This window comes from Marinobacter xestospongiae (assembly GCF_023156385.1).
GTDB lineage: Bacteria > Pseudomonadota > Gammaproteobacteria > Pseudomonadales > Oleiphilaceae > Marinobacter > Marinobacter xestospongiae.
The window spans coordinates 50166-75426 of record NZ_JAKZAK010000020.1; the positions used below are offsets into that span (position 1 = coordinate 50166).

The following is a 25261-nucleotide window of genomic DNA, read 5'->3' on the forward strand; positions in this document are numbered from 1 at the left end:
GCATAGACGGCTTGAGTGAGCCGTGGTTTAAGGTGTTTGGCGATCGCAGACGCGCCATCACGCTCCGGATTCGTCACTTCAGACACCGCCAGACAGAGAATGTTACACCGACCGGCGTCGGATGCCCCATCACCGGTTTTCCACCGCTGCGCTTGGGAGTACCATGATCGGTCCCCCACCGTTATCACTGCATCACAACACCGGGTTTTCGTTATGTCGCTGAAGTACCGCATTATTCCTGTCACGCCGTTCCAACAGAACTGTTCCCTGCTATGGTGCGAGGACACCCTGAAGGCTGCCGTTGTCGACCCCGGTGGCGATCTGGAACGGATCCAGGCGGCAATCAATGCCGAAGGCGTGACGGTGGCGAAGATTCTCCTCACCCACGCCCACATTGATCACGCCGGCGGCACCGCCGAACTGGCGCGGGCGCTCGCTGCGCCGATTGAGGGTCCGCACCGGGAGGACGAATTCTGGATCAAGGGACTGCCGATGCAGAGCCAGATGTTTGGTTTTCCCGAGCCGGACGTGTTTACCCCGGACCGCTGGCTCGACGATGGCGAGGAAGTGACGATCGGCAACCAGACGCTCAAGGTATTGCACTGCCCCGGCCATACTCCGGGGCATGTGGTGTTCTATCATCCGGAGTCGCAGCTGGCGCTGGTCGGCGACGTGCTGTTTCATGGCTCCATTGGGCGGACCGACTTTCCCAAGGGGGATCACCCCACGCTGATCCGGTCGATCCGGGAAAAGCTGTTCCCGCTGGGGGATCAGGTCAGCTTCATTCCAGGCCACGGCCCAATGTCGGACTTTGGCACCGAACGACAAAGCAATCCCTTTGTGGCCGATCACCGGGGATAACGGAGGCGAACCATGACAACAAGCGTCTGGCTGGCATTCCTGGTGGCGGCGGTGCTGATCAGCATCTCCCCCGGCGCTGGCGCGGTGAATACCATGAGCAGCGGCCTGCGTTACGGCGTCCGCAACAGCCTGCCGGCAATCCTCGGCCTGCAGCTGGGCTACGGCGCCCAGATCCTGCTGGTGGGACTGGGACTTGGTGCCATCATGGCCTCGTCCGCCTGGGCATTGGTCGTCATCAAATGGCTGGGGGTTGCCTACCTGGTGTGGCTGGGCTGGAAGAAATGGCACGAGAAACCGGTGACCTCCGGCGATACCGAGAACGCCAGCGAGGCTGCCAGCCGCCGGTTCTGGCAATCAGCGCTGGTCAATCTCACCAACCCCAAGGCGACGGTGTTTCTGGTGGCGCTGTTTCCCCAGTTCCTGCACGCCGGAGAAGCGCACGGGGAACAGTTGGCGATCATGGGGCTGACGCTGATCGTCGTGGACTGCGTGGTCATGCTGGGATACGCCCTCTTGGCCAGCCAGTTGTTCCGCTGGATGACCACCCCGGAAAAACAGCAGTTGATGAACCGGGTGTTTGGCAGCCTGTTTGTCGCCGCCGCCGTCGCCCTGGCCAGTTTCCGCCGCGCCTGAAGGCCGGCGGTCATCTACCGCAGGGTATGGCTGAACACCAGCCCGCCCCACAGCATCACCCGGTCGGCCTTGCCACCTTCCACTTCCGATGACTGCGCCCGCAACACGTAACTCAGCCGCCAGTCCCGGGCGACCGACAGGGTGTACCCTACCCAGGCTTCCATCAGCGTCGACCGAACCCGGCTGCGATCGATGGTATGGCGACTGTCGCGAAACTGACCTTCCAGGAAGACGTTGTAGGCGCGGGCCTTCAGCGCCACACCCGCCCACAGATAACTCTCATCACCCGAAGCCACGCCCAGGCTGGATTCATTGAGGCGTTCGCCGTAGGCCGTCAGTTCCGGATTAAACCGGTGGTCCGGTGACGAAATCAGGCCGTTGCGGTAACTCAGCGCCATGCCCGCCTCGGTGAGGTACCCCAGCGAGAGGTAATAGGTGGTCTTCCACCGTCCCCGACCCTGGTTGCGACCGTGTAGATCGTGGTAGCCGAGGTGGTAACGGAAGGTTGGCTCGCCACCGTCGGACACCTGGTTGTCCCAGCCTTCGGCCCGGAAGTTACTGAGAATTCTGTGGGTCTGGCGCTGCCCGGCCTCAAACAGGTCCAACCCCAGCAGGCCCAGGGTCAGGGACGAGGTCCAGGCATCGCCACTGCGCGGGTCCCAATAGATGCGTCCGGCCGCGAGATACAGCAGGCTGGCGTAAGGACGGTCGTTCAGGACCACCCGGGACGTGGTGATCAGGTCCGGGGTAAAGCCGTAGATACCCAACTCGATGGAGGGCACATTGCGCGCTTCCTCCGGCAGGTAGCTTGCCAGCGGCCCGGTACGATCGAGCCAGCCCAGGCCATCATCGAGTGGCCCCCAGAACCGTCGTCCACGGTGGCCGGTGTAGGTCAGGGCCATGCCTGCGGTGAAGTCCCGATCGTCCTGATCCGGCCCAAACAGGTCGTTATCCATCGACAGCGCCCACACCGAGGTATCACCGTCCTGGCCGGCAGCGACCGCGCCGGTGGAAGCGGCCAGCAACAGCCAGATTCCCCCGTGCCACAACGCCTTAATCGCTGCCTTCATCGCCACGCTCTCGCCGCACTCCTGCCGCCTTCCTGCCGCACTTCTGCCACCCCCTTGCCGCCAGCCTGCCACCGGCCGGCCGGACGCATCCGCTGCGGCCGGTCAGTCACCACCATCGAGTCCCGGAGAACCCGCTGTCCCGTCTGGCGAACGCGACGGCGTTACTGTCACTATGGTTGAGGGTGGCGAGGCTGTCACGACAGCGACTCGGCCGAGAGCGCAGCCAACGTCAGGCTGCCTGCGAACCGTCCTCCTCGACACTGGCGTTGTCCGCATCCCCGGCCTGATGGCGGGCGGCCACTTCGGCGGCAAACTCGCGGTACTTGGCCATCAGTTCCTCCTTGCGGTCCGGGTCCCAGTTGATTCGGCTGAGGTCGCCCTTGTAGTGCTCGATCACCCGCTTGTCCATCATCTCGTACCACCAGGTCGGCACGTAGGCCGGCATAATCATCGACGCGTAGCCACCCGGCAGCTCCGGCACATTCTCGAAGTTACGCAGCGCCTGGAAACTGCGGGTCGGGTTGGCGTGATGGTCGGAATGACGCTGCAACTGGTAGAGGAACAGGTTGGTCACCACATGGTTGCTGTTCCAGCTGTGTTCGGGACGGGTACGCTCATACTTGCCGTTGTCGTCCTGCTGACGCTTCAGGCCGTAGTGCTCCAGGTAATTGACGGTCTCCAGCAGGCTGGCGCCATAAACCGCCTGGGCCGCCAGGAACGGCACGGCGCGTGGGCCGCAAAGCAGTGTGGTGGCACCAAAGAAGCCGGCACTCATCGCCCACCCCTGCAACAGCTCGTTGTCCGTTGACCAGAACGACTTGCCACGGCGTTTGAGGCGGGCCTTTTCGATCTTCACCGCGGATTTCATGCCGCCCAGCACAGTGCGCGGCAGGAATTTCCAGAAGCTCTCTCCCATCCGGCTGCTGGCGGGGTCCTCCGGGGTGGCGACACGGCGGTGGTGGCCATAGTTGTGTTCCACCACAAAGTGGGTGTAACCGGTGGGCGCCAGCGCCGCCATCGCCATCAGCTTGTTCAGCTTGCTGGATTTGTGGCCCAGTTCATGGGCGGTGTTGATACCGACGCCATTGATGGCACCAACGGTCAGGGTCAACCCCACCTTGTCCGCCAGCGGTGTTTTCTTGCGACTGGCCAGCCAGGCCCCGAGAACGGTCATGGCGTACTGGGTGGGGATGAAGGCCTTGACGATGCGGTCGTAATACTTGTCATTCTCCAGCACCTTCACCGCAGCCTCTGGAGGATTACTGGCGTCTTCGCCGATCAGCTGGTCCAGCGACGGAATAATGCCGTGCACCAGCGCCGGGCCGGTCCAGGCCAGGGCCCGCAGCTTCTTCGGCGCAATGGCGTAGCCCGTCAGCGCTGCCAGCCCAATCACCGGCAACCCCGGCCCCAACAGCCACAGGTAGCGTTTGGGGTCCTTCCAGTCACTGCCATCCTGCGAATCAGCCCGCGAAGACGGCGCCGGCCCCGGCTGAAGCTCGTCGGGCTGGAGGGTTTCGGCCGTTGGCTCAACGGATGATTGGGACACCTTGGCATTCATGACTTCTCTCCCATTATTCAAAATTGACTTATTGTCTGACAATATTACAGTAGATCAATAAATCGGTCCCTGTCCAGTGGTCGATGCCACTTTTGCCAACCAATACTCCCAACGCCCTTGCCAGGAACACCGCTATTGCTGACTATGCCGGTCTCCCCCACACCAGACCCGTGATCCGATGCCAACCTCATCCGTGATGCCAGTACTGCTGGCGCTCTACATCGCCCAGGGCCTGCCCTCCGGGCTGTTCGCCCATGCCCTGCCAGTGTTCTGGCGACAGGCCGGTGTCGATCTGGCCTGGATCGGCGCACTCAAGCTGCTGGCCCTGCCCTGGGTGCTGAAGGCGCTATGGGCACCGATGGTGGATCGTCGGCTTCAGCACGGCAGCCCACCGGGCCGGTGGGTGGGCGTCCTGCAACTGACCGCCGCCTTGCTGCTGGCCACCCTCGCCCTCTATGGCATTGCGCCATCAGGCCCGGGCATGGCGCCGGTGCTGATGCTGATACTGGCCATCAACCTGCTGCTTGCCACCCAGGACATCGTCACCGACGGTCTCGCCGTCCGCGCCCTGCCCGCGCGCTGGCGCGGGTACGCCAATACCCTCCAGGTGGCAGGCTACAAGGTGGGGATGCTGGCCGGAGGTGCGCTGTTACTGGTACTGGCGGATGTGCTGCCAACAACCCAGGCGGTGTTGATGCCCGCACTACTGCTGGTGGTGCTGTTTCTGGCGATCCGCAACGGTCGGCTGCTGACACAGACGGTGCCTCGCCAGGACAGTGAATCCGGTTGGCAGGCTGGCCTGATGGGCTTGGTGAGTATGCCCGGCATGGTGACCTGGCTGGGGCTGATGGCCAGCTACAAGGTAGCGGACGCCCTGGCCTCAGGCATGATTCGCCCGCTGCTGACCGATGGCGGCTGGAGTAGTACGGCAATTGGCGAATTCACGCTCTGGACATCGCTGGTGGGTCTGTTGGGCGCAGCCCTGGGTGGCTGGCTGTATCAGATGCTGGGCAGCCGCCGCAGCTTGCTCGCAGCCGGGCTGGCCCAGGCCGTGACCATCGCCGGCTGGGCGCTGGTGGATCAGGCCAGTGCGGACCCGCTGCGGGTCTATACCATCGGCATGCTGGAGCAGCTGGCCGATGGTGCCTCCACCGTGGCCCTGTTCGCGGTGATGATGAGCCTGTGCCGGCGGGGCTGGGAGGGCACCGACTTTACCGTGCAGGCGTCGCTGCAGGTGGTGGCGGCCGGTCTGTTCGGCGTTGCCGGCGGTCTGTTGGCGGAGGTTGCCGGCTACAGCACGCTGATGCTGATCGCCGGCGGTTGTGGTGGTGTGGCAGTCGTTGCGCTGGCCGTGTCCGGACGCCGACTGGATCAGTTACCCGCCGGCCAGAGTGCGCCGGACCAGTAGAGCCCGGCCGCCAGGTAATTGACCGGCTCCGCCGTGGCACGATTGCGGGTCCATTCCAGCCGCAGGCCGAGGCCGTCCTGCAGTTGGTAGCGGTAGCTCACGGCCCATTGGTCAGGGTCATGGCCGGCGTGATTGAGTCCGGCCACGGCCGCCAGATCCGGGCCGGCCACTCCGGTCAGATGGTTGTCCAGTACCAGTTTGGTGTAACGCAAGGTCAGTGCCTGACGCCGCCAGCGCAACTCGGGCTGCAACCACCAGCCCCGGTAATCCCCTGACAACGCCGCCTGGCGGGTTGTATCCCGCAGCGTACCGGACACATCCACCTGAACAAATTCCGCGGCCAGCCCCGCAGACCAGTCACCACGTTGCCAGGCCAGCCTTGCCCCGGCCCCCTGGCTGTCCTGGTCACCATCAAACCGCAGCGCATCGGCGGCGGTGTCACTATCACCACCGTGACTGTGACCACCGGTGTAGCGGCTGTCGCTCCGGTCCCGGGCCTCCGCCCACTGCGCCCAGGTGCCCAGCTCCACCTGCCAGGCGCCATCTTGCCAGCGCCAGTGCAGGAACACATCCCGGGCACCGCCATCGTCTCCCGCCGTCGCCGGGAACTGGCTGCCGCGCCAGCCTTCCACCCCCAGGGTGATTCCCGCCCAGGGCGTCACCATCAGGCGCGCGCCCTCATCAACAACGTGGCCGCCGTAGAAGGCGTCATACACCAGGTTGTTGTCACTGAAGGGCCGGGCGTAGGCGTGGCTCAGGTTCTCCGTTGAGAACCGGGCTTTCATGCGGCCGGCCTCGATCTGAAGGCCCAGCGAGTCCGCCAGCCGATAGCCCACCAGGGCCTCTTCCAGTTCGATCTCACCGGCATGGTGGGAACCGATATCCAGCCGGACATGGGTCCGTTCCCCGGCGCGCCAGTCCAGCTGGACGCTGGCGGCATCCAGGGTAAATCCCTGCTCCGAGCCCAGAGCCTCGCCGCCCATCAGCACGCCTGGCACCTGCCAGCGGCCGCTGTCGGCAATCACCGAATCCCAGCGATGACTGGCGGAGACACCAGCGCCAACACTGAGCGGGGAATCCTCCCGCTCGCTGGACACGATGCCATGAGCCGTTGCCACGGCAGGCAGCGCCAGAGCCATGGCAGCCACCAGGCGACCGCGTCGACAGCGGCGTTTGGACAGGATGGAGAACACGGGTGTGGTCATGGGGTCGCCTCCCAGGGATTGGAGAATCGGGGGTCTGCGATGAAGCTGAAATCGGTCAGGCTGTTGAGAAAAGCGATGAGATCCTCCTGATCCTGCTGGCGCAGCTCAAAGCCGTTCACAAAGCTGTCCTTGAACGGGTTCTGGCGGCCATCGCCCGCCTCGGGGCCAACGGCAATCTGGCGCCCACCGGCGGCGTAGAATTCAATGACTTCAGCCAGATCCGCCATGCTGCCATCGTGCATGTACGGCGCCGTGAGGGCGATGTTACGGAGGGTGGGAGCACGGAACTTGCCCATGTCGGAAGGATCACCGGTAATCTCGAACAGTCCCTGGTTGTCCTCCGGATAATCACCGCGACCGCCGATGTTGAACAGCCCGGTGTTGTGAAACGGCCGCTCGATAAAGCTCATGGTGCGATCCAGGGTGGAATCGCTTAGGTGGTAGCCGCCATGGCAGTGGAAGCATTCGAGCTGTTCGCTGAAAAACAGCGCCCGCCCCCGCCGTGCACTGGCGTCCAGGGCCTGCAGGTCCCCACGCTCATGACGATCAAAGGCGCTATCGAACGACACCATACCGCGCACAAACGACGCCAGCGCCTTGACCACGGCGGCCATGTCAATCACTGAGCCCCGCCCCGGGAAAGCCGCCTCGAACAGCGGTGGGTACACCGGCTCGTCCCGCAGCCGCGTCAATACCGTTTCCAGGTTGTCGTCGTTGATGCCCTGCTCTACCGGCGTCTCACCAAACAGCGGCACCAGGATCTGCTGTTCCAGCGTCAGCAGCGACGGGTTGGCCCAGGTCAGCGTGGCATGGTAGGCCACGTTCAGCAGCGGCTGGGCATTGCGGGGATGGACCTCGCCGGTGGAGCCCGTGGGCGTGACCAGGCCGTCACTGAACCCCTGAGCCTGCAAGTGACAGTCGGCACAGGCCTGCGTGCCGTTGCCGGACAACCGACGGTCGTAGAACAGGTGACGACCAAGCTGGAACTTGGCCTCGGTCATGGGATTGTCCAGGGGCTCCAGCGGTAACGGCGTGCCGGCTGGCAGGCGCCAGTCGAACGCGGTGGCGGTGGCCCCCTGGTCGTCAAACGTGGTTTCGCCCTCGCCGCCACAGCCGGCCAGTGCCAGCAGCCCGCAAGCCGCCAGCACCATGTTCAGCCATGGTCGACGATGGCGACGGATACAGCGCCGCATCGTCCGGTTCCCCTACTTCAGGCGGAAAGCCACCTGGTTGAGTTGGGAATCCGGTGTCCCAGACGCCAGATCCAGCCCCAGAGCGGCAAACACCCCCGCACACTCCGGATCACTGACCCCGGACATACAGCCCGGCGCACCACCATCGTCAACACCATCCAATGCGGTGGCCACCATCGCCGCGTAGTCGATCACGATGGTGTCCTGGCCCGGTGTGAAGGTGTCGAACCGGACCTCGGGCCGGTTGCCCCGGTCGCAGCTCACGCTGTCACCGGCTTCCGGATCACCCGCACAGTCGGTACTGCCAAGGTGCAGTTTGAAATCGTCGCCACCGGCAACGGTGACATCCAGCCGCATGAACTTGTAACCGCTCTGCCAGCTCCAGTGCATGGTCGGCACGTTCAGCGGCGTGGCGGCATCTACCAGGTTGGTGTGGTTGAGCGACTCCGGCAGGCCGATCTTGAACTGGACGCCGTCGATGCGCTCACCCTCGTTCAGCGCCACGGTGCCCGTGACGTCGGTGTTGGGCGTCTGCGGCACCGTGCCGCAGGAGACGAAATCGCGGAAATCGAGCAACGCCACGCCACTGCCCTGCCACAGGGTATCGTCCAGGGTCAGGGGCAGCTCACGCTGCTGGCTGGTGGTTACCCGGACGTCGTGCAGGTAAAGCCGGAAATCTTCCAGTTGCACATCCACCCCGGCACCCAGTCCGCTCAGCGTACCGTCACAGGTCACCGGGTCGTTGCTGCTGTTGTAGACTGCTTCAAACGGCAGCGACACAGTGGTGTCGGTGGGACCGCGATCGTCGGACGACGACGATGAAGAACCACCACAGGCCGCGAGCGTACCGGCCAGCGCCAGCGCAGCGGTAACCGGCAGGCGGCCTCGGACAGCGTCAGATGGTTGGCAAATGGCGTGGACAAAGGTCATTTTTTTCATTGGGTTATCCTGATGCTTTGATTTTCTGGCCCGTCGCCAGCGCCGCCAGGCCTGAAACCCCAGAGCCGGGGCGGCTTAAACGGCAGATTGGCGAACACACGGGCAATGGCGAACCCACACACAAGCAGGGTTCGGACTAGTGTCCCGTCTGGTTAATTCGTTAACTTACTGCTTGTCTCTGAGGGTTCTGACCAAGGCGCCGCTGTGCCGATGTGGTGGTTCCACATCAAACAGTGGCAACACAGGCTCAGAGCCCTCAGAGATAAGCCCTTCGGGAGCCACTGACAACCCGAATAGCGTCGTTGTACTGTCTCGATTTGGAACCACCAAACCTTCACCAGCACGCCTAGCTCTTCGGGTTGTCAGTGGCTCAGTAAGTCAACGAATTAACCAGACGGGACACTAGGCAATCAGGATGGCAGGTGGCGCCCGGCAGTCCGGCAACAGGCGGTCCGGCCTGGAGGCGCTTTGATGAAACGCTGGCGGCAGCCGCAGAGACTGGCCAGCGGCGTGCTTAGAGAACACCGGCAGGGCCGCCAAAGCCGCCACCTGGCCGCCCACCGAGAACAGGCAGTGAGTCTGGCTGTGCTCCGGGTCTGCCGGGGCGTCGGACGGGGCGGCGGCGAAGTCCGCCAGGTTGAACAGTTCCGTGGCCCCCGGGATGGGGTCACCACAAAAGCCCAGGGTTGGCAGCCCGTCGTCCCGGGCCATGGGCATATAGCCCCTGGGAGCCAGGCTCTGGACCAGAAAACAGCACAACACCAGCAACAGCCAGAGACGCTGTCGGTTAAGCAATGGTGTGTGTGAGTGCGATTCCATGCCACGGCTGTCCATTCAGCGGCCGCCCACTCAGGGACAAACCGTTCAGGGTTGGAATAATGAGCGGATTAAGCCACAACCACCGGCCATCAGCAACCGTCGGCCGGCGGCGCCAGCTCCCCCGGAATTGGCCGGCACGGAGTTTGCTTAAACCCTTCTCAGTACTGTTTTTTGGCAGGATTTCCGTCGACACCGGAGGACAATTGCCGTGTCCCTACTCACATCCCTGGCGCGGATGAGCGCCAGCCTGCAGCAGGCCGCCAGCCAGCGTACCCAGCCCCAGGCCAGCGCACCGGCCGAGGCCAAAGGCGCGGAACGCGACAAATCGCCGCAGGACGACGTTACCCTCACCGGCGGACCCTTGCCGCGAGCGTCCAGCAAGCTGGCCATCGCCCAGTACAAGACCAGCATCAGTGAGGATTCGGGATTCGTCAAAGAAACGTTGCGGCATAAAGTTGCCGAGTACGGCATCCACCCCGGCACCCGGATTGCCGTCAGCAGGGGCGACGATGGCCGGCTGCAGCTACAGGCGGCCATTCCGGCGGAAAAACGCCAGCAGATTGAGCAGGACCTCAACAACAACCGCGGCTTTCGCGAGGCATTCCAGCGACTCAGCACCCAGGAGCCGACGGTGGCCTTCGTTGACACCGCGCTGAAGCTCAATCAGGCCTACGGCGTCAACAACCCCCTCCTCGATTCCCTGGTCAGCGAGAACCAGCAGTTCAACGGTCTCAACGATCTGGTGCACCGCTATGACAAACTGCGCCAGACCGTCAGCGCGCAGCAACTGGAAGCCGCCGGTCAGCTAGCCGATGCGGGCTACAGCCTGAATACCCGGGCCTGAAGCGCCGCACTCCCCGGCAACGGCTGATGACTCAGCTCTGGAACGGCGCAGGGTCCCCTTTCCCAACCCGAGTGACTTCCGGCACGTCGTCCTGCATGTTGACGACCGTGGTGGCTTCCAACCCGCAGAAACCGCCATCAATGATCAGATCCAGCTCATGCTCCAGGGTATCCCGGATGTCGTAGGGGTCGGTCAGCGGCTCCGATTCCCCCGGCAGGATCAGCGTGCTGCTCATGATCGGCTCGCCCAGCTCACTCAGCAGTGCCTGCACGATGGCGTTGTCCGGCACCCGCAAGCCGATGGTGCGGCGTTTGGGATGCAGCAGCCGGCGCGGTACTTCGCTGGTGGCATCAAGAATGAAGGTGTAGGGCCCGGGGGTGTAATTCTTCAGCAGACGGTACTGGGTATTGCCCACCTTGGCGTAGGTGCCAATATCTGACAGGTCACTGCACACCAGGGTGAAGTTGTGTTTGTCGTCAAGACGGCGAATCCGTTTGATGCGATCCGCCGCCTGCTTGTCGCCCAGGTGACAGCCAATGGCGTAGGCGGAATCGGTCGGGTAGACAATCACCCCGCCTTTGCGAAGAATCTCCACCGCCTGGTTGATCAACCGCTTCTGCGGGGTTTCCGGATGTATCTGGAAAAACTGACTCATAATGATTGCCCTATTCCTTGAAGGCCGGATCGCGCTTGGACCCACCCATACAGTTTGGCGATGCCGGTGACACGCCATCCTGGGCCGCCCATTCGTCGGGGGTATACAGGTGCAGCGCGAGGGCGTGGACGCCTGCTGCCATTTCCTCCGCCAGCAGGCGGTAGATGGCCTGGTGGCGCTTGACCTTGCCCTGACCGGCAAAGGCCCCGGACACCAGGGTCACCTTGAAATGGGTCTCCGAGTTGGCCGGTACACTGTGCATGTGGCTTTCGTTCTCGACGCTCAGCTCCTGAACGTCAAAACCCTGCTGCAATTTCTCTTCGATGGTCTGCTGAACGGACATGGACCGTCTGCCTCCTCCCTCGAACTCAGTTAAATCATTCACCCGATCGGTGTTCGGGTTAGTCTACGCTCTTCCCGTCAGTCTACTACAGCGGCCCCCTTCCCGGCTTGACAGTTTCCGGCCAAGAGGCCATCTTCCCTCCCCCAGACAGCTTCCGATCCCCCCGTGAACGGCGCAATGGCGCGGTTTTCGCCATCGCTGCACGGATCGGCAGCCAGCCAATCCGTCCTTACCCTGGTCCATTACGCCCATGCGCCTCTACATCGCCGAAAAACCCAGTCTTGGCCGAGCCATCGCCGACGCCCTGCCCGGGCCGGTGGAGAAAGGCCCTGGCTGGTTGCGCTGTGGCAATGGCGAAGACCGGGTGACGGTGAGCTGGTGCATCGGCCACCTGCTGGAGCCGGCAGAACCGGGAAGCTACGACCCGCGCTGGCAGGCCTGGCGCCTGGACGAGCTGCCGGTGTTTCCGCAGCAGTGGCAACTCAGCCCCCGGGAATCGGTCGGACAACAGCTGAAGGTGCTCGGCGCCCTGATCCGCAAGGCCACCACCATCGTCCACGCCGGTGACCCGGACCGCGAGGGCCAGCTGCTGGTTGATGAGGTCCTGCGCTACTTTGGCGCCCAATGTCCGGTAGAGCGGGTATTGATCAACGACCTCACGCCCAAAGCTGTCGCACGGGCCCTCGCCAGCCCCCGGGACAATCGCGAGTTTCGTCGTCTGTCCCACTCGGCGCTGGCCCGACAGCGGGCAGACTGGCTGTACGGCATCAACCTGACCCGCTTCTACACCCTGTCCTGGCAACAGCAGGGCGAGAGCGGTGTTTACTCGGTGGGTCGGGTGCAAACGCCGGTGCTGGGGCTGGTGGTGCAGCGGGACAAGACCATCGCCGAGTTCGAACCCAAACCGTTCTATCGGCTGCAGGCACTGGTGCGTCACCTCGATACCGAGCCGGGCAGCCCCATCTTCGCCGCCCGCTGGCTGCCGGATGAGCGCTACCGGGACCACCTCGACGAAGAAGACCGGCTGCTGGACGAAGGCATCGCCCGCACCATCGCCAGCGAGGTGGAGGGCCGGCCGGGCCGGATCACCGAATCCCGCTTTCGCGACCGCAAGGAATCGCCGCCACTGCCGCTGTCGCTGTCGGCGCTGCAGATCGAGGCCGGCAAGCAGTTCCGCATGGGCGCCAAGGCGGTGCTGGATACCGCACAGGCCCTCTATGAGCGCCATCAGCTGATTACCTACCCGCGCTCCGACTGCCGCTACCTGCCGGAGGAACACTTCTCCCAGGGCCCTGCAGTCATGCAGGCGATTGGCCGGGTACAGCCCAACCTGGCAGATGCCGTCTCCGGTGCCGAGGCCAGCCGCCGCTCCGCCGCCTGGAACGACGCCAAGGTGGATGCCCACCACGCCATCATTCCCACCGCCCGGGTGGTGCAGGCATCACGGCTGACAGACGCGGAGCAGAACGTCTACAACCTGATCGCCCGTTATTACCTGATGCAGTTCTACCCGGCCGCGGTTCACCGGGAAGGCCGCCTGACCCTGGCGATCGGCGACCACCGCTTCCGCGCCACCGAAACCGCCGTGGCAGAGCCCGGCTGGAAAACCCTGGAGCTGCGCCAACAGGAGGCCCGGGGCGAATCGCCAAAGGCGCCACTGCCAAGGTTGCAGGAAGACGACCCGGTGATCTGTGACAGCACCGACATCAAGCAACGGATGACCCAGCCGCCGCAGCACTTTACCGACGCCACCCTGCTGTCAGCGATGACCCACATCGCCCGCTTCGTTAGCGACGCCGAACTGCGCAAGACCCTACGGGACACCGATGGCCTGGGTACCGAAGCCACCCGCGCGGCGATCATCGAAACCCTGTTCAAGCGGGACTACCTGCACCGGGACAAACGCCACATCAAGGCCACGGAAAAAGGCCATAGCCTGATCACCGCGCTGCCGGAGGCCATCACCCAACCGGACATGACCGCCACCTGGGAAGCCACCCTGGACCAGATCCGTCAGGGCGAAGGCGATCCACGACAGTTTCTGGAGCAACTGAAACAGCAGATCCAGCAATACCTCAATACTCCCCTGGCTCCGGAGGGCGACCAGACCGGCACTGCGGTACACTGCCCGAAATGCCGGGCACCCATGCGGATTCGCGAGGGCAAGTTTGGCCGTTTCCACGCCTGCAGCCGCTTTCCCCGCTGCCGGGGCACCCGCCCCATCGAAGACAGTCAGCCCCAGGACGGCACCGGTGAACGGCCCATCCCCTGCCCCCACTGTTTCTCGCCACTGGTGCGTCGCAAGGGTCCGAAAGGCTGGTTCTGGGGGTGCAGCAACTACCCGGCCTGCCGCCAGACCGTCAGTGACGACAATGGCAAGCCGGCACTGCCACAACCATCCTGAGAAGCCTTCCATTGGCTCCCCGGGCCGGGGCTGAAAAGATTGCGCTACAGCAAGCTGGACGCGCTTTTTAACGCAACTCTACACTTTGCAACTGACCCGGAAGTAACAATTTGTCAGAATACAGTCAGGCTGAGGGCACCCGCGTCCATACGACGGCGCCGGCCACCGGCCTGACGAGCAACAGGAGACACAACAATGCACATCGCTCTGCTGGAAGATGAGCAGGAACAGGCCCAGCATATCCAGGCCCTGCTGACCGAGAACGGCCACGCCTGTGAGGCGTTTGGCACTGGTCAGGCGTTCCTGAGTTCGGTCCTGCACCGGAGCTACGATCTGCTGATCCTCGACTGGCAGATTCCGGACATGACCGGCATCGATGTGCTGCAGAACGTGCGGGCGCAGCTCAACTGGCGTATCCCGGTGGTGTTTCTGACCCAGCGGGACAGCGAGCAGGACATCGTGCGGGCGCTGGACGCCGGCGCGGATGACTATCTGTCCAAACCCGCCCGCCAGGCGGAGCTGCTGGCCAGAATCAACGCTCTGGCCCGGCGCACGGGCCCAGAGTCCGAACGGGAGAGTCTCCAGTTCGGGCCATTTACTATCAATACACAACAGCGGACCATCACCCTGCACGGGGAAACGCTGACACTGACCGACAAGGATTTCGACCTGACCCTGTTCCTGTTTCAGAATCAGGGCCGGCTGCTGACTCGAGAAATGCTGCTGGAAAGGGTTTGGGGACTGACCAGGGATATCAACACACGCACCGTGGATACCCACATGAGTCGGTTGCGCCGACGCCTGGGCCTGAATCCGGACAATGGCTTCCGGATCAAGACCATTTACCAGCGCGGTTACCGCCTGGAGGCGCTCGATCCGGCATCAGGGGAGCCCACGGTACAACCTGAGCAGAGCTAGTATGACCGCCAAGTCGGCGTCCTGGAATCGATCACGTGTTGCCACCCTGACCCTGCTGGGTAGCCTGCTGATGCTGGCCGCCGGACCATTGCTGGCAGAGTGGTCCATTGCCCGCGGCTCAAACGTGCAGGGCGCCACCAATGCGGCCCCAGCGCCCCGCGGCACCGACTGGCTGTATACCCTCAAAGCCGGCGAGCAACTGGATACGCTGGTGAGTGAGCTGCTCAAGGAGCGCTACACCGCCCGCCAACTGATGCGTCACAACCAGCTGACACCGGATGCCCGGCTCGCCCAGGGCGACACCCTGCGTATTCCCCTGGCTTGGCTCAAACAGCAGCCCGATCCGGCAAGAGCCCTCGCGGTCAGCGGCAATGTCGGCGTGGTCTCCGCCAGCGACGGACGTCAGCGCCCACTTTCGGTCAACAGCCTGATTCGCGCCGGCGATGAAATCGTCACCCGCAATGGTAACGCCACCGTGGAACTTGCCGACGGCTCGGTGATCCGCATCAGCCCCAACTCACGGCTGATCTTCAACAAACTCACCCAGTACGGCAAGGCCGGCATGGTGGACATTCGTCTGCGTCTCGACCATGGCGGCATCAGCACCCAGGTGGAACCGCTGCTGGAAGGCGGTGCCCGCTTTGAGGTGGAAACCCCATCTGCGGTCGCCGCTGTGCGCGGCACGGTCTTCGCCATGCAATCCCGTCCGGGGATGACGGCGCTGCAGGTTACCGAAGGTACGGTGACCTTTGGCCCCCATGGCCAACCCCAGAATATCCCGGCCGGATACAGCGCATCCGTCGACAGCACCAGCCCCGGCCAGGTCCAGATCCGTCGACTGCCTCCGGCGCCGCAGGCGGAATCCCTGCCACCCAACCTGCAAAGCCTGCCGGCGGAGCTGCGCTGGGCCGACAATGGCGCCAGCCGCTACCAGGTTGATGTCTTTGACACCGACAGCGGCGAGTGGCTCAAGAGCACCACCGTAAGCCAGACCACCTACAACCTGGATTATCTCGACAACGGCAGCTACGACATCCAGGTCGCGGCCCTCGATGCCCGCGGCATTGCCGGTATGCCGGCCAGCCAGACCGTCGACATCGACCTGCAGGCCCGCGCCGCCCAACTGCTGAGCCCGGAAACCGGCACTGCCATCGATGACGACATGCCGGAGTTCAGTTGGCAGTATCGAGGCAGCAACGAAGTCGCGCGGGTCGAGATCTCCGGCAGCGAGGACTTCAGCAACCTGATCGCCACCAGCGAGTGGGCGCCGGACAGCACTGCCCTGGCCAACAAGCCATTGCGCCCGGGCCAGTACTACTGGCGGGTGGTGACCGAAGCCGGCGGCAACTCGGTGGCCAGCAGTGACGCGCGTCAGTTCGTGATCAACGGCACCCTGCCGCCAGTACGCATCCTCAGCGTCAACTACATCGACAGCCAGGTGCGCATCTTCTGGCAGTCGGTGGATACCGCCACCGGCTACCTTCTGCAACTGGCAGAAGGTCCCGAATTCCGCAACATCGTCAAGGAAGCCTCGGTGGACGACACCACTGCAGCCTTGCGCTTGATTCCCGGTAGACGGTATTTTGTCAGACTCAAAGCCCTGTCTGACGGCCCGCTGGCCAGCCGATGGGGGCCGGGCAGAGAGCTGTTTATCGAATAGCTCGTGCTGACACTCACACCGCTCGATACCCACGCTACATGACGAGAGACAGGCTTCCGCAACGCAACGCTTTCTGGACCCTCAGCCTGTCTCTGCTTCTAGCCCTACTGCTGCTGCAGACCACCACCATTCCCCAGCGCATCAATTTCTGGCTCTACGATGCGCTGATAACCACCACACCGTTGGCGGCAGACCCCAACGTTGCCATTGTCGCCATCGATGAGCACAGCCTCGACCAGTTGGGCCGGTGGCCCTGGCCCCGCCGGCGCCACGCCGAACTGGTGCGCCAGCTCACCGCGGCCGGCGCCGACGCCGTGGTGTTTGACGTGCTGTTTCCGGAACCCTCGGCGGATGATCTTGCCCTGGCCGACGCCCTGCGCAATCACGGTCGGGTGGTACTGCCCGTACACCTGTCGCCGCCAGCGGAGGATGATCCCATTGCCGAGCACCTGCCGACCTCCCGACTGGCGGGCGCGGCGGCGGCACTGGGCCACGCTCACGTCGAGCTGGACACCGACGGTCTGGCCCGCGGGCTCTACCTCTACCACGGCCTGGGGCGGTCGCTGTGGCCCAGCCTGGCGCTGGCGGCGGCGCAGCTTCAGGGCCAGGGGCCCGGCCCAGAACCCGGAGATGCCGGCAACGCCGCTCCCTACGTCAATGTCCGGGCGCAATTCGTCGCCGTGCCACTGGCCGGCGGTGCCGGCACCTTTCCCACCTATTCCTACGCCGACGTCCTCAGCCAGCCTCCGCAACCGGGCCTGTTCCAGGGCAAGACGGTGTTCGTGGGCGCCACCGCCTCCGGCTTCGGCGACATCCTGCCGACGCCATTCTCCAGCCTTGCCCGGCCAATGCCGGGCGTGGAATACCACGCCAACAGCTACTCGGCACTGACCCAGGACGCGATGATCCACCCGGTCACCGAGCTGGTTCCCAACCTGCTCTGCCTGCTGGTACTGGTTGGTGTCGCCCTCACCCTGCCACGCCTGAGACCGGCCCAGACCGTCGCCTTCACCATTGCGCTAACCGCCATGCTGGTGGGGCTCTTTGCACTGTTTCTGCTGGGGCCCCGACTGTGGCTGCCGGTGGCCAACAGCCTGCTGGTGCCGATACTGGCGTTTCCGGTCTGGAGTGCCCGCAGGCTGGCCATGACCAACCGTTTCCTCAACCGGCAACTCGACGAGCTCGGCCACAGCCCACAGCTGTCACTGTCAGAACCTGCGACCCGTCACCCGGCGACCCTGCTGGACCAACTGAAAGCCCTGCTGGCTCCTGATGGCTGGTATCTGGCCCACGCGGAGTCAGCGGAAACCCTCAACGCCCACAATCTGGACGCCAGCCAGCGGCCACCACTGACGGCTCCGGGGCAATGGGTGCACACCAACAACCAGAGTTGGGTACGACTGGTGCGCGGCGACCAGGCCTTTGATCTGGGGCTCAAGCTGCCGGAAAACCTCGGCCGGGGCGCCAGCCAACGCTACCTCCGCCGGCTGACACTCGACCCGAACTACACCCCCAAACCCATCGCCGGGCCCAAGGAAAACATCTCCGCCCGCATCGAGCGGGTGCGGCAAGCCACCGAGCGCATGAACACCATGCAGCAGTTCATCCGTGAGAGCTTCGAGCGGATGCCCGACGGTGTGATTGTGACGGATGAGCTGGGGGTGATTGTGTTCGCCAACGGTCATATCGAAGAGTGGTTTCACGAGCCCCGCCCCAGCCTCGACGGCCTGCCCCTGGCCAGGTTGCTGCAAGGCCACGACCCCAGGGACAACCCGCCCTGGCAGGAAACCGTGTCCGAAACCCTGACCCAGCGTCAGAGCCGGACGGTGGATTTGCGGGTGCACGGGCGGGATTTCCTGATCCACTTTGCCCCCTTTGAAATTGACGACACTGCCCAGAACAGCATCATCGCCAATATCTCGGACATCTCCGAGCTGAGGGAGCAACAGCGCCAGCACCGCGAGGCCATCGACTTCATCTCCCACGACGTTCGCTCGCCGCTGGTGTCACAGCTGGCGCTGATCGAACAACTTAAACGCAATCCCAGCGAAATCCAGCCGGAACAGCTCGACCAGTTGGGTCGCCTGGCCCGTCGCAGCTACCAGCTGGCGGAAGAGTTCGTACAGTTGGCCCGGGCGGAGCAGCTCTCAGAAACCCGCTTTTATGAATGCGAGTTTCTGGCCATTGTCGAGAACGCCCGGGACAGCGTCAGCGAACAGGCCTTCGACAAAGGTATCCGATTGGCCCTGCAGGGCAGTGAGGATCTGTGGCTCAACGGCAACCCGGAACTGCTGGAACGGGCCGTGATCAACCTGCTGACCAACGCGGTGCAGTACAGCCCAGCCAACTCCGTCGTAACCATCCAGGTGTTCGAAGCCGGCCACCAGGCCTGCCTCACAGTCAGCGATGAGGGCTGCGGCATTGCCCCGGACGAACTTCCCCACCTGTTCGATCGCTACCGTCGGCAGAAAAGCAGCGAGCTGTCAGGCAATCGCGGTGCAGGGCTGGGCCTGTCGTTCGTTCACGTGGTGGTGGAAAAACATCGCGGCCAGATCGAGGTGCAATCCAGCGTCGGCCACGGCTCCACCTTCACCATTCGGCTGCCGGTTGCCAATCCGTTGCCGCACGGACCCTAGTGACTCAAGGACCCTAGTGACTCAAGGACACTAGCGACATAAGGACCCTACTAACGATGTATGTGCCGGAGCATTTTCAAGAGAACGACCAGTCCCGATTGCTGGAACATATCGAAACACTGGGCTTTGGCATTCTGGTGCTGGCGGACAGCCAGGGCATTGAGGCCAATCACCTGCCCTTCCTGCTCGACCGACCACCCTCAGGAGGACCGGTCAGGCTTGCCTGCCATGTCGCCCGCAATAATCCGGTCTGGCAGCGACTGGCCCCCGAGATGAAGGTGCTCGTAGTCTTTCAGGGTCCTCAGGCCTATATCTCGCCATCCTGGTACCCAACCAAGGCCGAGCACGGCAGAGCTGTTCCCACCTGGAACTACCTGGCAATACATGCAGAGGGCCCGGCGAGAGCAACCACCGATCCATCCTGGCTCCGCCACCATCTCAGTCAGCTCACCGATCATCATGAGCGCCACAGGAGCACTCCCTGGCAGCTCAGTGACGCACCGGAGGCCTTTACGAACCGGCTTATGCAGAACATTGTCGGCATCGAGATTACCATCGACACCCTCGTCGGCAAGACCAAGGCCAGTCAGAATCAGCCAGAGAAGAATCACGCCGGGGTAATGGCGGGTCTGAACCAGGAACCATGCAGCAATGCCCACGAGATGGCTCGGGTGATGGCCGATGAGAACTGATTGCGGGTAAAGCAGTCACTGCAGGAAAGCAGGGTTGATCGCAGGAGAAGCATTCAGAACTTATAACGCCGGGAGCAAAAGCGCCTCAGCTGCACCTTCTGCAGCGGCAACCCGCCCCGGCTGGCACAAATAAAGGGTCGATCATAACGCCACAAGCTGGAACGAAAAAAGCCGGTCAGAGACCGGCTTTTTTCAAATTGGTAGCGGGGGCTGGATTCGAACCAACGACCTTCGGGTTATGAGCCCGACGAGCTACCAGACTGCTCCACCCCGCATCAAAACTTGTCTCGCCCTGTTGTGAGCCAGCGGCATTTGCGCTGATTCGGGGTAGGCGTCACCCCATCGAGGACGCGCATATTAAGGAGTAACCCGGCAAAAGTCAAAGCTTTTTTGGTGGAGAATCCATTTATTTATGGCGACGCGGTCAATCGCGCTCGAGGATTGCCGTCACCCCCTGCCCGCCGGCCGCGCAGATGGAGATCAGACCACGGCCACTGCCCTTCTGCTCCAACAGCTTGGCCAGGGTGGCGATGATTCGTCCACCGGTGGCGGCGAACGGATGTCCGGTGGCAAGGCTGCTGCCCTTGATGTTCATTTTGGCGCGATCAATGCTGCCCAGCGGCGCCTCAAGTCCCAGGCGCTGCCGGCAGAACTCCGGATCTTCCCAGGCCTTGAGCGTCGACAGCACCTGGGCTGCGAAGGCTTCGTGAATCTCGTAAAAATCGAAGTCCTGCAAGGTCAGGCCGGCACGCTCCAGCATGCGGGGTACTGCATAGGCCGGCGCCATCAGCAACCCTTCCTTCTTCTCCACGAAATCCACCGCGGCAACCTCGGAGAACGTCAGGTAGGCCTGCACCGGCAGATTGCGGGCCTTGGCCCAGTCCTCACTGGCCAGCAACACGCAGGACGCGCCATCGGTCAGGGCCGTGCTGTTGGCGGCGGTCATGGTGCCATTGTCGCGATCAAAACAGGGCTTGAGACCGGCAAGCTTCTCCAGTGAGGAGTCCGGCCGGAGGATATTGTCTTTGTCGAGACCCGCCAGCGGGGTGACCAGATCGTCGAAAAAGCCTTCATCATAAGCGGCCGCCAGCTTGTGGTGACTCTCCACCGCCAACTGATCCTGCTCGTCACGGGGGATGGCCCACTCGTGCGCGGTCACCTGACAGTGATCTCCCATCGACATGCCCGTGCGGGGCTCACCGTTCTCGGGAATCGTGGGTACCAGGTGGCTGGGCCGGAACCGGCTGAGAATTTTCAGACGCTCGCCGTTGGTCTTGGCGCGATTCAGATCCAACAGAATCTCACGCAGCCCCTCACCGAGACCGATCGGGGCATCCGAGGTCGTATCAGTGCCGCCGGCAATACCACAGTCAATCTGGCCCAGAGCAATCTTGTTGGCCACCAGAATCGCCGCCTCAAGGCCAGTCCCGCAGGCCTGCTGGATATCATAGGCACTGGTCTCCGGGGCCAGACCGGAGCTGAGCACTGCCTCCCGGGTCAGGTTGAAATCACGCGAGTGCTTGATGACGGCACCCGCTACGACCTCGCCGAGACGCTGCCCCTGGAGCTCGAATCGATCCACCAGTCCCCGTAAGGTGGCGGTCAACAACTCCTGGTTGCTCAGTTTGCTGTAGGCGGTGTTGGAGCGGGCAAACGGAATGCGATTGCCACCGATGATCGCCACCCGGCGCACCGTCCCATTGGCGGCCGATGTCTGGCGGCGGTTCGAGGTGGATGCCTTGCGGGAAGTCGTTCCTTTGCTTTGAGCCATGATCAAGTCCTGCGTTTGGAAACGTTCGAATAAGATAGCAGCCAGTCTAGCGCCCACCCGCATCGCCTCATTGGCAGGCCTGACACCCCCCGGGTCCGGTTGAGTCAATCCAAAAAAAGTCAGGAGCCTTAACCTACGGGGCAAGCACGGCGACCAATCTGGCCAAACCGGTGACCGAACAACGCTCCGGCGATCACCAGCCAGCGCCGCAATCCGGCTGTCCGGTGCCATAATGGCGGAAAGCCGTTTCACTCTGATCATCCATCGCAAGTCACGGAAGAGGAAGACTCCATGTCCGACCTGTACCTGAAGTTCGTCAACACCCCGGTGGGCAAGACCGCCGCCCAGTCTCTTGGGCTGCCCTCCCCAATCCCCCTGAAACGCTGGCAGCGGGCCGACCAGCCTTTCCTGGAAGGCGATGTGCTGGTCGGGGCAGCCAATGGCGGCAAGGCAATTGCCGATCTCGGCGCCATTCTCAACGCCAGCCCGGCCCGGGTATTTCACGTCTCTGGCGCCGAGCGTCTGGAGGATTCTGCCAAGGCCGGCAACAAGGCCAAGCCCCTGGCTCTCGATGGCGAAACGGACACCCGCTTCAGTGCCCTGGTGTTCGATGCCTCCGGCATCAAGGACACCGCCGATCTGCGCGCGTTGTATGATTTCTTTCACCCCAGCATCCGCAAGCTCGGCCGCAATGGCCGGGTGCTGATTGTCGGCCAGGACCCGGCGAGCTGCCGGGCCGCCCCCTACGCCGCCAGTCAGCGTGCACTGGAGGGCTTTACCCGCGCCATCGGCAAGGAAATCGGCAAGAAAGGCGCCACCGCCAATCTGCTGTGGCTGGCCCCCAATACGGAGCATCAGCTGGAATCGAGCGTTCGCTTTTTCCTTTCGCCCCGCTCAGCCTATGTGTCCGGTCAGGTGGCGCGAATTGGCAAGTCCACCGTCACCGCCAGCGCCACCAACCCCGTGGCCCCTTTAACCGGTAAGGTTGCACTGGTGACCGGCGCATCCCGCGGCATTGGCGAATCCATCGCCGACACCCTGGCTCGCGATGGCGCCACCGTGATTGGCCTGGACATCCCCGCCGCGCAGGAAGAACTGCAGAAGGTGGTCAGCCGGATTGGCGGCAAGGCACTGACCTGCGACATCACCGACAGCCAGGCACCGGCCATGATTGCCGGGTTCATTCAGGAGACGTTTGGCGGGATTGACCTGGTGGTCCATAACGCGGGCATCACCCGCGACAAGACCCTCGGCAAGATGCCCGAGCACTTCTGGGATATGGCCATTGCGGTCAACCTCACCGCCGAGGAACTGATCGACGAAGCACTGCTGAAGCAGGATTTGTTGCGGGAGAACGGACGAATTGTCTGCGTTTCGTCCATCAGCGGGATCGCGGGCAATTTTGGCCAGACCAACTATGCCTGCGCGAAGTCCGGCGTGATTGGGTATGTGGAAGCCATGGCCAAGCAACTGAAGAAGGGCATCACCATCAACGCCGTGGCCCCCGGTTTCATCGAAACCCAGATGACCGCAGCCATGCCCCTGACCATTCGCGAGGCCGGGCGGCGGATGAACAGCCTGTCCCAGGGTGGACTGCCGGTGGACGTCGCGGAGGCCATCGCCTGGTTCTGCAACCCGGCGTCAGTCGGCGTTAACGGCAACGTGGTGCGGGTCTGCGGCCAATCACTGATTGGTCGATAACGCGCTCGCCATCACAGGCCAGCCGGGAGTTCGCCTTCTGGCTGGCCCAGTGTTTACCGACCACTCAGATCCTTAAGAGGCGCTGGAAGCGATCTTTCGGCGGAAAAGTGAGGAAAACAGAAAACCCAGACACGACAAAACCCCGCCCAAATCATTCAGGCAGAGTAAGTAAAGAAATGCGGGAAAATGGTGGGTGGTACTGGGATCGAACCAGTGACCCTCGCCTTGTAAGGGCGATGCTCTCCCAGCTGAGCTAACCACCCAGACAACAAGGAAATGGCGGAGCGGACGGGACTCGAACCCGCGACCCCCGGCGTGACAGGCCGGTATTCTAACCAACTGAACTACCGCTCCGCAGCGATACCAAATTGTGCTTGCCTTCAAGCTCAGATGAACTCAAAAGCTCCGGAATTGGTGGGTGGTACTGGGATCGAACCAGTGACCCTCGCCTTGTAAGGGCGATGCTCTCCCAGCTGAGCTAACCACCCAGTCCCGGAATCACCCGGTTGAGATGTGTTGTCTCGACCAGATGAGTTGCGCATTCTAAGGATTTTTTCGGGCCTGTCAAACCTTTTGCCAAACTTTTTTCAAAAAACTGAAAAAAAGCCAAAATCGTCTATATTTCAAACACATCGAGCAAAAACCAGACAACCAGAACCGCTCCGAACAGCATCAACAGCTACTCGGTCGCCGACCTCCCCGTATGCACCTGCCGGCGCACAACCTTCATGCCATTGCGCCGCTGGGCGGCCAACCGGTTCTTACGCTCCAACACCAGCCGGCTCACTCGTGCCCGCCGGGCGTCCGGCAACGCCTGACTGGCGAGGGCGCGATTCCACTCGTCCAGCCGCTGACGCAACGACTCGGCATTTTCCGTTACCTGTTGCTGCCATTCCGGCAGCCGGGCTTTCAACCAGTACCGCAGCTCATCCCAGCGGGAATGTCTCTCAAACATGCTGTGTTCCTTGCCTTACTTCAGCATGGGATCAGTCTAGTCACAGATCTCCATGCCAACAACGTTCCCTCTCATCTAGCAGGTGCCTCTTGACCCTCGGTCTTCAGAATGGCCACCAGCCCCCGGACTGACGGGCATCCTCACGCTCCCTTTCTGTTTCCAGCCGGGCATAGGCCTCCTCACGGGCTTCAATACGCTGATCCGTCTCCAGTTCGGGCTCATCGCCTCCAAACGGCCAGTACCAGGGCGCAGGCTCATAAAGGCCGGTGGACACCAGACGGGCGAGTTCCTCGTCTCGCTCTTCCTCAAGTCGGGCGAGATCACGCTCAAAATCGGTGTCCTCATTCTCCCGGACAATGGACGTCGCTGCGTGATTGGGAGCCAACAGATCGCTGTTCAGGAAACGGGTGGAGACCAGTTCATCCGCCGCCATGGCGACCTCTCGGGTGACCAGCTGCAGGTCGCCGTTTGCCAGTGGGTGCTCCGGATCAAGATCGGGGTGGCGGGTCGCGGGCTCGGTCAGTTCGTTGTAACGCAGGTAATAGATGCGGCCGGGTTCGACCGTCAGGGTGGCGTCGGCGATCAGACTCAGACTGAAGTGGCCCAGCCCCTCCAGTCCGAGCAAGGGACGTCGCATCGCGATATGACGCTCTCCCGGGCTCACCTCCAGCCAGGTAAAGCTGTCGTTGCGAATGTTGAAGTAGTGCTGGTTGTCAACGTAAACGCTGGGCGCCTCAATCTCGTCCGCCGCCCACTGGGAATGGGTGCGATAGAAGTAGATCAGCGCGTTATTCTGGCTCCAGGCGTCATTGTCGATATGCACGAAGTCCGGTCCAGATACCGGATGCAGAAAGGCTCCGGTGCTCTTACCAATGGACTGGTACACCTGACAGCCAGAAAGCAGGGTCAGCAGCAGGGCAAGGGAAAGCGCTGAGGCGGCGCGGGTCAACCTGGGCATATTCATTGTTATCAATCTCTTGTGCCAGTTTGCGTGCC

General features: G+C 62.9%; 21 protein-coding genes and 4 tRNA genes. 10 read left to right on the forward strand and 15 right to left on the reverse strand.

The genetic code is table 11. The features are described 5' to 3' along the window. The first annotated feature begins 213 nt into the window (after positions 1-213). Positions 214-861, forward strand: a complete 648-nt coding sequence (locus MLD24_RS14795; protein WP_282450667.1) for an MBL fold metallo-hydrolase — start codon at positions 214-216, stop codon at positions 859-861. A 12-nt stretch (positions 862-873) separates the two neighbouring features. Continuing rightward, a complete protein-coding gene (gene rhtB, locus MLD24_RS14800) occupies positions 874-1494 on the forward strand; it encodes a homoserine/homoserine lactone efflux protein (protein WP_248167519.1) in 621 nt (206 codons plus the stop codon). Positions 1495-1508: 14 nt separating this feature from the next. Here the strand turns inward: rhtB and MLD24_RS14805 are convergent, their stop codons facing one another. Together MLD24_RS14805 and MLD24_RS14810 are read right to left on the reverse strand one after the other, a co-directional pair. Beyond that, entirely contained in the window at positions 1509-2564 is a 1056-nt protein-coding gene (locus tag MLD24_RS14805; RefSeq protein WP_248167520.1) for a lipid A-modifier LpxR family protein, read from the reverse strand. Positions 2565-2793: 229 nt separating this feature from the next. Beyond that, the gene (locus MLD24_RS14810; protein WP_248167522.1) at positions 2794-4122 is read right to left on the reverse strand and encodes an alkane 1-monooxygenase; all 1329 of its coding nucleotides are present in this window, start codon (positions 4120-4122) and stop codon (positions 2794-2796) included. A gap of 178 nt (positions 4123-4300) precedes the next feature. Here MLD24_RS14810 and MLD24_RS14815 point away from each other — a divergent pair, with 178 nt between their 5' ends. Further along, positions 4301-5530 carry an MFS transporter gene (locus MLD24_RS14815; protein ID WP_248167523.1) on the forward strand — a complete coding sequence of 410 codons (1230 nt, stop codon included), beginning with the start codon at positions 4301-4303 and terminating at the stop codon, positions 5528-5530. Here the strand turns inward: MLD24_RS14815 and MLD24_RS14820 are convergent. From MLD24_RS14820 to MLD24_RS14835, 4 genes are all read right to left on the reverse strand, one after another. After that, positions 5494-6735: a hypothetical protein gene (locus tag MLD24_RS14820; protein ID WP_248167524.1), complete on the reverse strand. Its 1242-nt coding sequence runs from the start codon at positions 6733-6735 to the stop codon at positions 5494-5496. The two genes, MLD24_RS14815 and MLD24_RS14820, sit on opposite strands and share 37 nt — an antisense overlap. Further along, on the reverse strand, positions 6732-7928 hold the full coding sequence (locus MLD24_RS14825; RefSeq protein WP_248167525.1) for a methanobactin export MATE transporter MbnM: 1197 nt from the start codon (positions 7926-7928) through the stop codon (positions 6732-6734). The genes MLD24_RS14820 and MLD24_RS14825 overlap by 4 nt, the downstream gene beginning before the upstream one ends. A 12-nt stretch (positions 7929-7940) precedes the next feature. Further along, positions 7941-8867, reverse strand: a complete 927-nt coding sequence (locus MLD24_RS14830) for an MbnP family copper-binding protein (RefSeq protein WP_248167527.1) — start codon at positions 8865-8867, stop codon at positions 7941-7943. Positions 8868-9269: 402 nt separating this feature from the next. After that, on the reverse strand, positions 9270-9686 hold the full coding sequence (locus tag MLD24_RS14835; RefSeq protein ID WP_248167529.1) for a hypothetical protein: 417 nt from the start codon (positions 9684-9686) through the stop codon (positions 9270-9272). 208 nt (positions 9687-9894) lie between these two features. Between MLD24_RS14835 and MLD24_RS14840 the strand changes: the two genes are divergently transcribed. After that, the gene (locus tag MLD24_RS14840; protein WP_248167530.1) at positions 9895-10530 is read left to right on the forward strand and encodes a hypothetical protein; all 636 of its coding nucleotides are present in this window, start codon (positions 9895-9897) and stop codon (positions 10528-10530) included. A 31-nt stretch (positions 10531-10561) separates the two neighbouring features. Here MLD24_RS14840 and MLD24_RS14845 read toward each other — a convergent pair whose 3' ends face one another. Then, positions 10562-11185: an L-threonylcarbamoyladenylate synthase gene (locus MLD24_RS14845; protein ID WP_227171658.1), complete on the reverse strand. Its 624-nt coding sequence runs from the start codon at positions 11183-11185 to the stop codon at positions 10562-10564. A 10-nt stretch (positions 11186-11195) separates the two neighbouring features. Further along, complete coding sequence (locus tag MLD24_RS14850) at positions 11196-11528, reverse strand: BolA family protein (RefSeq protein ID WP_227171659.1); 333 nt, start codon at positions 11526-11528, stop codon at positions 11196-11198. Between the two features lie 250 nt (positions 11529-11778). Between MLD24_RS14850 and MLD24_RS14855 the strand changes: the two genes are divergently transcribed. From MLD24_RS14855 to MLD24_RS14875, 5 genes are all read left to right on the forward strand, one after another. Continuing rightward, positions 11779-13932, forward strand: coding sequence for a DNA topoisomerase III (locus MLD24_RS14855; protein WP_248167532.1), 2154 nt, complete (start codon positions 11779-11781; stop codon positions 13930-13932). A gap of 195 nt (positions 13933-14127) precedes the next feature. After that, positions 14128-14850, forward strand: coding sequence for a response regulator transcription factor (locus MLD24_RS14860; RefSeq protein ID WP_227171661.1), 723 nt, complete (start codon positions 14128-14130; stop codon positions 14848-14850). 1 nt (position 14851) lies between these two features. After that, positions 14852-16510 (forward strand): FecR family protein, encoded by a 1659-nt coding sequence (locus tag MLD24_RS14865; RefSeq protein WP_248167533.1) that lies wholly within the window; start codon positions 14852-14854, stop codon positions 16508-16510. Between the two features lie 38 nt (positions 16511-16548). Beyond that, positions 16549-19146 (forward strand): CHASE2 domain-containing protein, encoded by a 2598-nt coding sequence (locus tag MLD24_RS14870; RefSeq protein ID WP_248167534.1) that lies wholly within the window; start codon positions 16549-16551, stop codon positions 19144-19146. Positions 19147-19202: 56 nt separating this feature from the next. Next, entirely contained in the window at positions 19203-19838 is a 636-nt protein-coding gene (locus tag MLD24_RS14875) for an FMN-binding negative transcriptional regulator (RefSeq protein ID WP_248167535.1), read from the forward strand. Positions 19839-20036: 198 nt separating this feature from the next. On the opposite strand, the gene MLD24_RS14880 is transcribed toward MLD24_RS14875, so the two are convergent. Continuing rightward, positions 20037-20113, reverse strand: a tRNA-Met gene (locus MLD24_RS14880). 149 nt (positions 20114-20262) lie between these two features. After that, a complete protein-coding gene (locus MLD24_RS14885) occupies positions 20263-21609 on the reverse strand; it encodes an acetyl-CoA C-acetyltransferase (protein WP_248167536.1) in 1347 nt (448 codons plus the stop codon). 291 nt (positions 21610-21900) lie between these two features. Between MLD24_RS14885 and MLD24_RS14890 the strand changes: the two genes are divergently transcribed. After that, positions 21901-23310 (forward strand): 3-oxoacyl-ACP reductase, encoded by a 1410-nt coding sequence (locus MLD24_RS14890; protein WP_227171666.1) that lies wholly within the window; start codon positions 21901-21903, stop codon positions 23308-23310. A gap of 187 nt (positions 23311-23497) precedes the next feature. Here the strand turns inward: MLD24_RS14890 and MLD24_RS14895 are convergent. From MLD24_RS14895 to MLD24_RS14915, 5 genes are all read right to left on the reverse strand, one after another. Beyond that, positions 23498-23573: transfer RNA gene (locus tag MLD24_RS14895), tRNA-Val, on the reverse strand. 14 nt (positions 23574-23587) lie between these two features. Further along, positions 23588-23664 (reverse strand) — tRNA-Asp (locus MLD24_RS14900). A gap of 58 nt (positions 23665-23722) precedes the next feature. Next, positions 23723-23798, reverse strand: a tRNA-Val gene (locus MLD24_RS14905). Between the two features lie 191 nt (positions 23799-23989). Beyond that, positions 23990-24265, reverse strand: a complete 276-nt coding sequence (locus MLD24_RS14910) for a hypothetical protein (protein WP_227171667.1) — start codon at positions 24263-24265, stop codon at positions 23990-23992. Between the two features lie 103 nt (positions 24266-24368). Continuing rightward, on the reverse strand, positions 24369-25229 hold the full coding sequence (locus tag MLD24_RS14915; protein ID WP_248167537.1) for a DUF2846 domain-containing protein: 861 nt from the start codon (positions 25227-25229) through the stop codon (positions 24369-24371). Between the last annotated feature and the right edge of the window lie 32 nt (positions 25230-25261).

What these genes read in the sequence shown, in the direction of transcription:
- MLD24_RS14795 (WP_282450667.1), top strand. Translation starts at nt 214, where the DNA reads ATGTCGCTGAAGTACCGCATTATTCCTGTCACGCCGTTCCAACAGAAC.
- rhtB (WP_248167519.1), top strand. Translation starts at nt 874, where the DNA reads ATGACAACAAGCGTCTGGCTGGCATTCCTGGTGGCGGCGGTGCTGATC.
- MLD24_RS14805 (WP_248167520.1), bottom strand. Translation starts at nt 2,564, where the DNA reads ATGAAGGCAGCGATTAAGGCGTTGTGGCACGGGGGAATCTGGCTGTTG.
- MLD24_RS14810 (WP_248167522.1), bottom strand. Translation starts at nt 4,122, where the DNA reads ATGAATGCCAAGGTGTCCCAATCATCCGTTGAGCCAACGGCCGAAACC.
- MLD24_RS14815 (WP_248167523.1), top strand. Translation starts at nt 4,301, where the DNA reads ATGCCAACCTCATCCGTGATGCCAGTACTGCTGGCGCTCTACATCGCC.
- MLD24_RS14820 (WP_248167524.1), bottom strand. Translation starts at nt 6,735, where the DNA reads ATGACCACACCCGTGTTCTCCATCCTGTCCAAACGCCGCTGTCGACGC.
- MLD24_RS14825 (WP_248167525.1), bottom strand. Translation starts at nt 7,928, where the DNA reads ATGCGGCGCTGTATCCGTCGCCATCGTCGACCATGGCTGAACATGGTG.
- MLD24_RS14830 (WP_248167527.1), bottom strand. Translation starts at nt 8,867, where the DNA reads ATGAAAAAAATGACCTTTGTCCACGCCATTTGCCAACCATCTGACGCT.
- MLD24_RS14835 (WP_248167529.1), bottom strand. Translation starts at nt 9,686, where the DNA reads ATGGAATCGCACTCACACACACCATTGCTTAACCGACAGCGTCTCTGG.
- MLD24_RS14845 (WP_227171658.1), bottom strand. Translation starts at nt 11,185, where the DNA reads ATGAGTCAGTTTTTCCAGATACATCCGGAAACCCCGCAGAAGCGGTTG.
- MLD24_RS14850 (WP_227171659.1), bottom strand. Translation starts at nt 11,528, where the DNA reads ATGTCCGTTCAGCAGACCATCGAAGAGAAATTGCAGCAGGGTTTTGAC.
- MLD24_RS14855 (WP_248167532.1), top strand. Translation starts at nt 11,779, where the DNA reads ATGCGCCTCTACATCGCCGAAAAACCCAGTCTTGGCCGAGCCATCGCC.
- MLD24_RS14860 (WP_227171661.1), top strand. Translation starts at nt 14,128, where the DNA reads ATGCACATCGCTCTGCTGGAAGATGAGCAGGAACAGGCCCAGCATATC.
- MLD24_RS14865 (WP_248167533.1), top strand. Translation starts at nt 14,852, where the DNA reads ATGACCGCCAAGTCGGCGTCCTGGAATCGATCACGTGTTGCCACCCTG.
- MLD24_RS14870 (WP_248167534.1), top strand. Translation starts at nt 16,549, where the DNA reads ATGACGAGAGACAGGCTTCCGCAACGCAACGCTTTCTGGACCCTCAGC.
- MLD24_RS14875 (WP_248167535.1), top strand. Translation starts at nt 19,203, where the DNA reads ATGTATGTGCCGGAGCATTTTCAAGAGAACGACCAGTCCCGATTGCTG.
- MLD24_RS14885 (WP_248167536.1), bottom strand. Translation starts at nt 21,609, where the DNA reads ATGGCTCAAAGCAAAGGAACGACTTCCCGCAAGGCATCCACCTCGAAC.
- MLD24_RS14890 (WP_227171666.1), top strand. Translation starts at nt 21,901, where the DNA reads ATGTCCGACCTGTACCTGAAGTTCGTCAACACCCCGGTGGGCAAGACC.
- MLD24_RS14910 (WP_227171667.1), bottom strand. Translation starts at nt 24,265, where the DNA reads ATGTTTGAGAGACATTCCCGCTGGGATGAGCTGCGGTACTGGTTGAAA.
- MLD24_RS14915 (WP_248167537.1), bottom strand. Translation starts at nt 25,229, where the DNA reads ATGAATATGCCCAGGTTGACCCGCGCCGCCTCAGCGCTTTCCCTTGCC.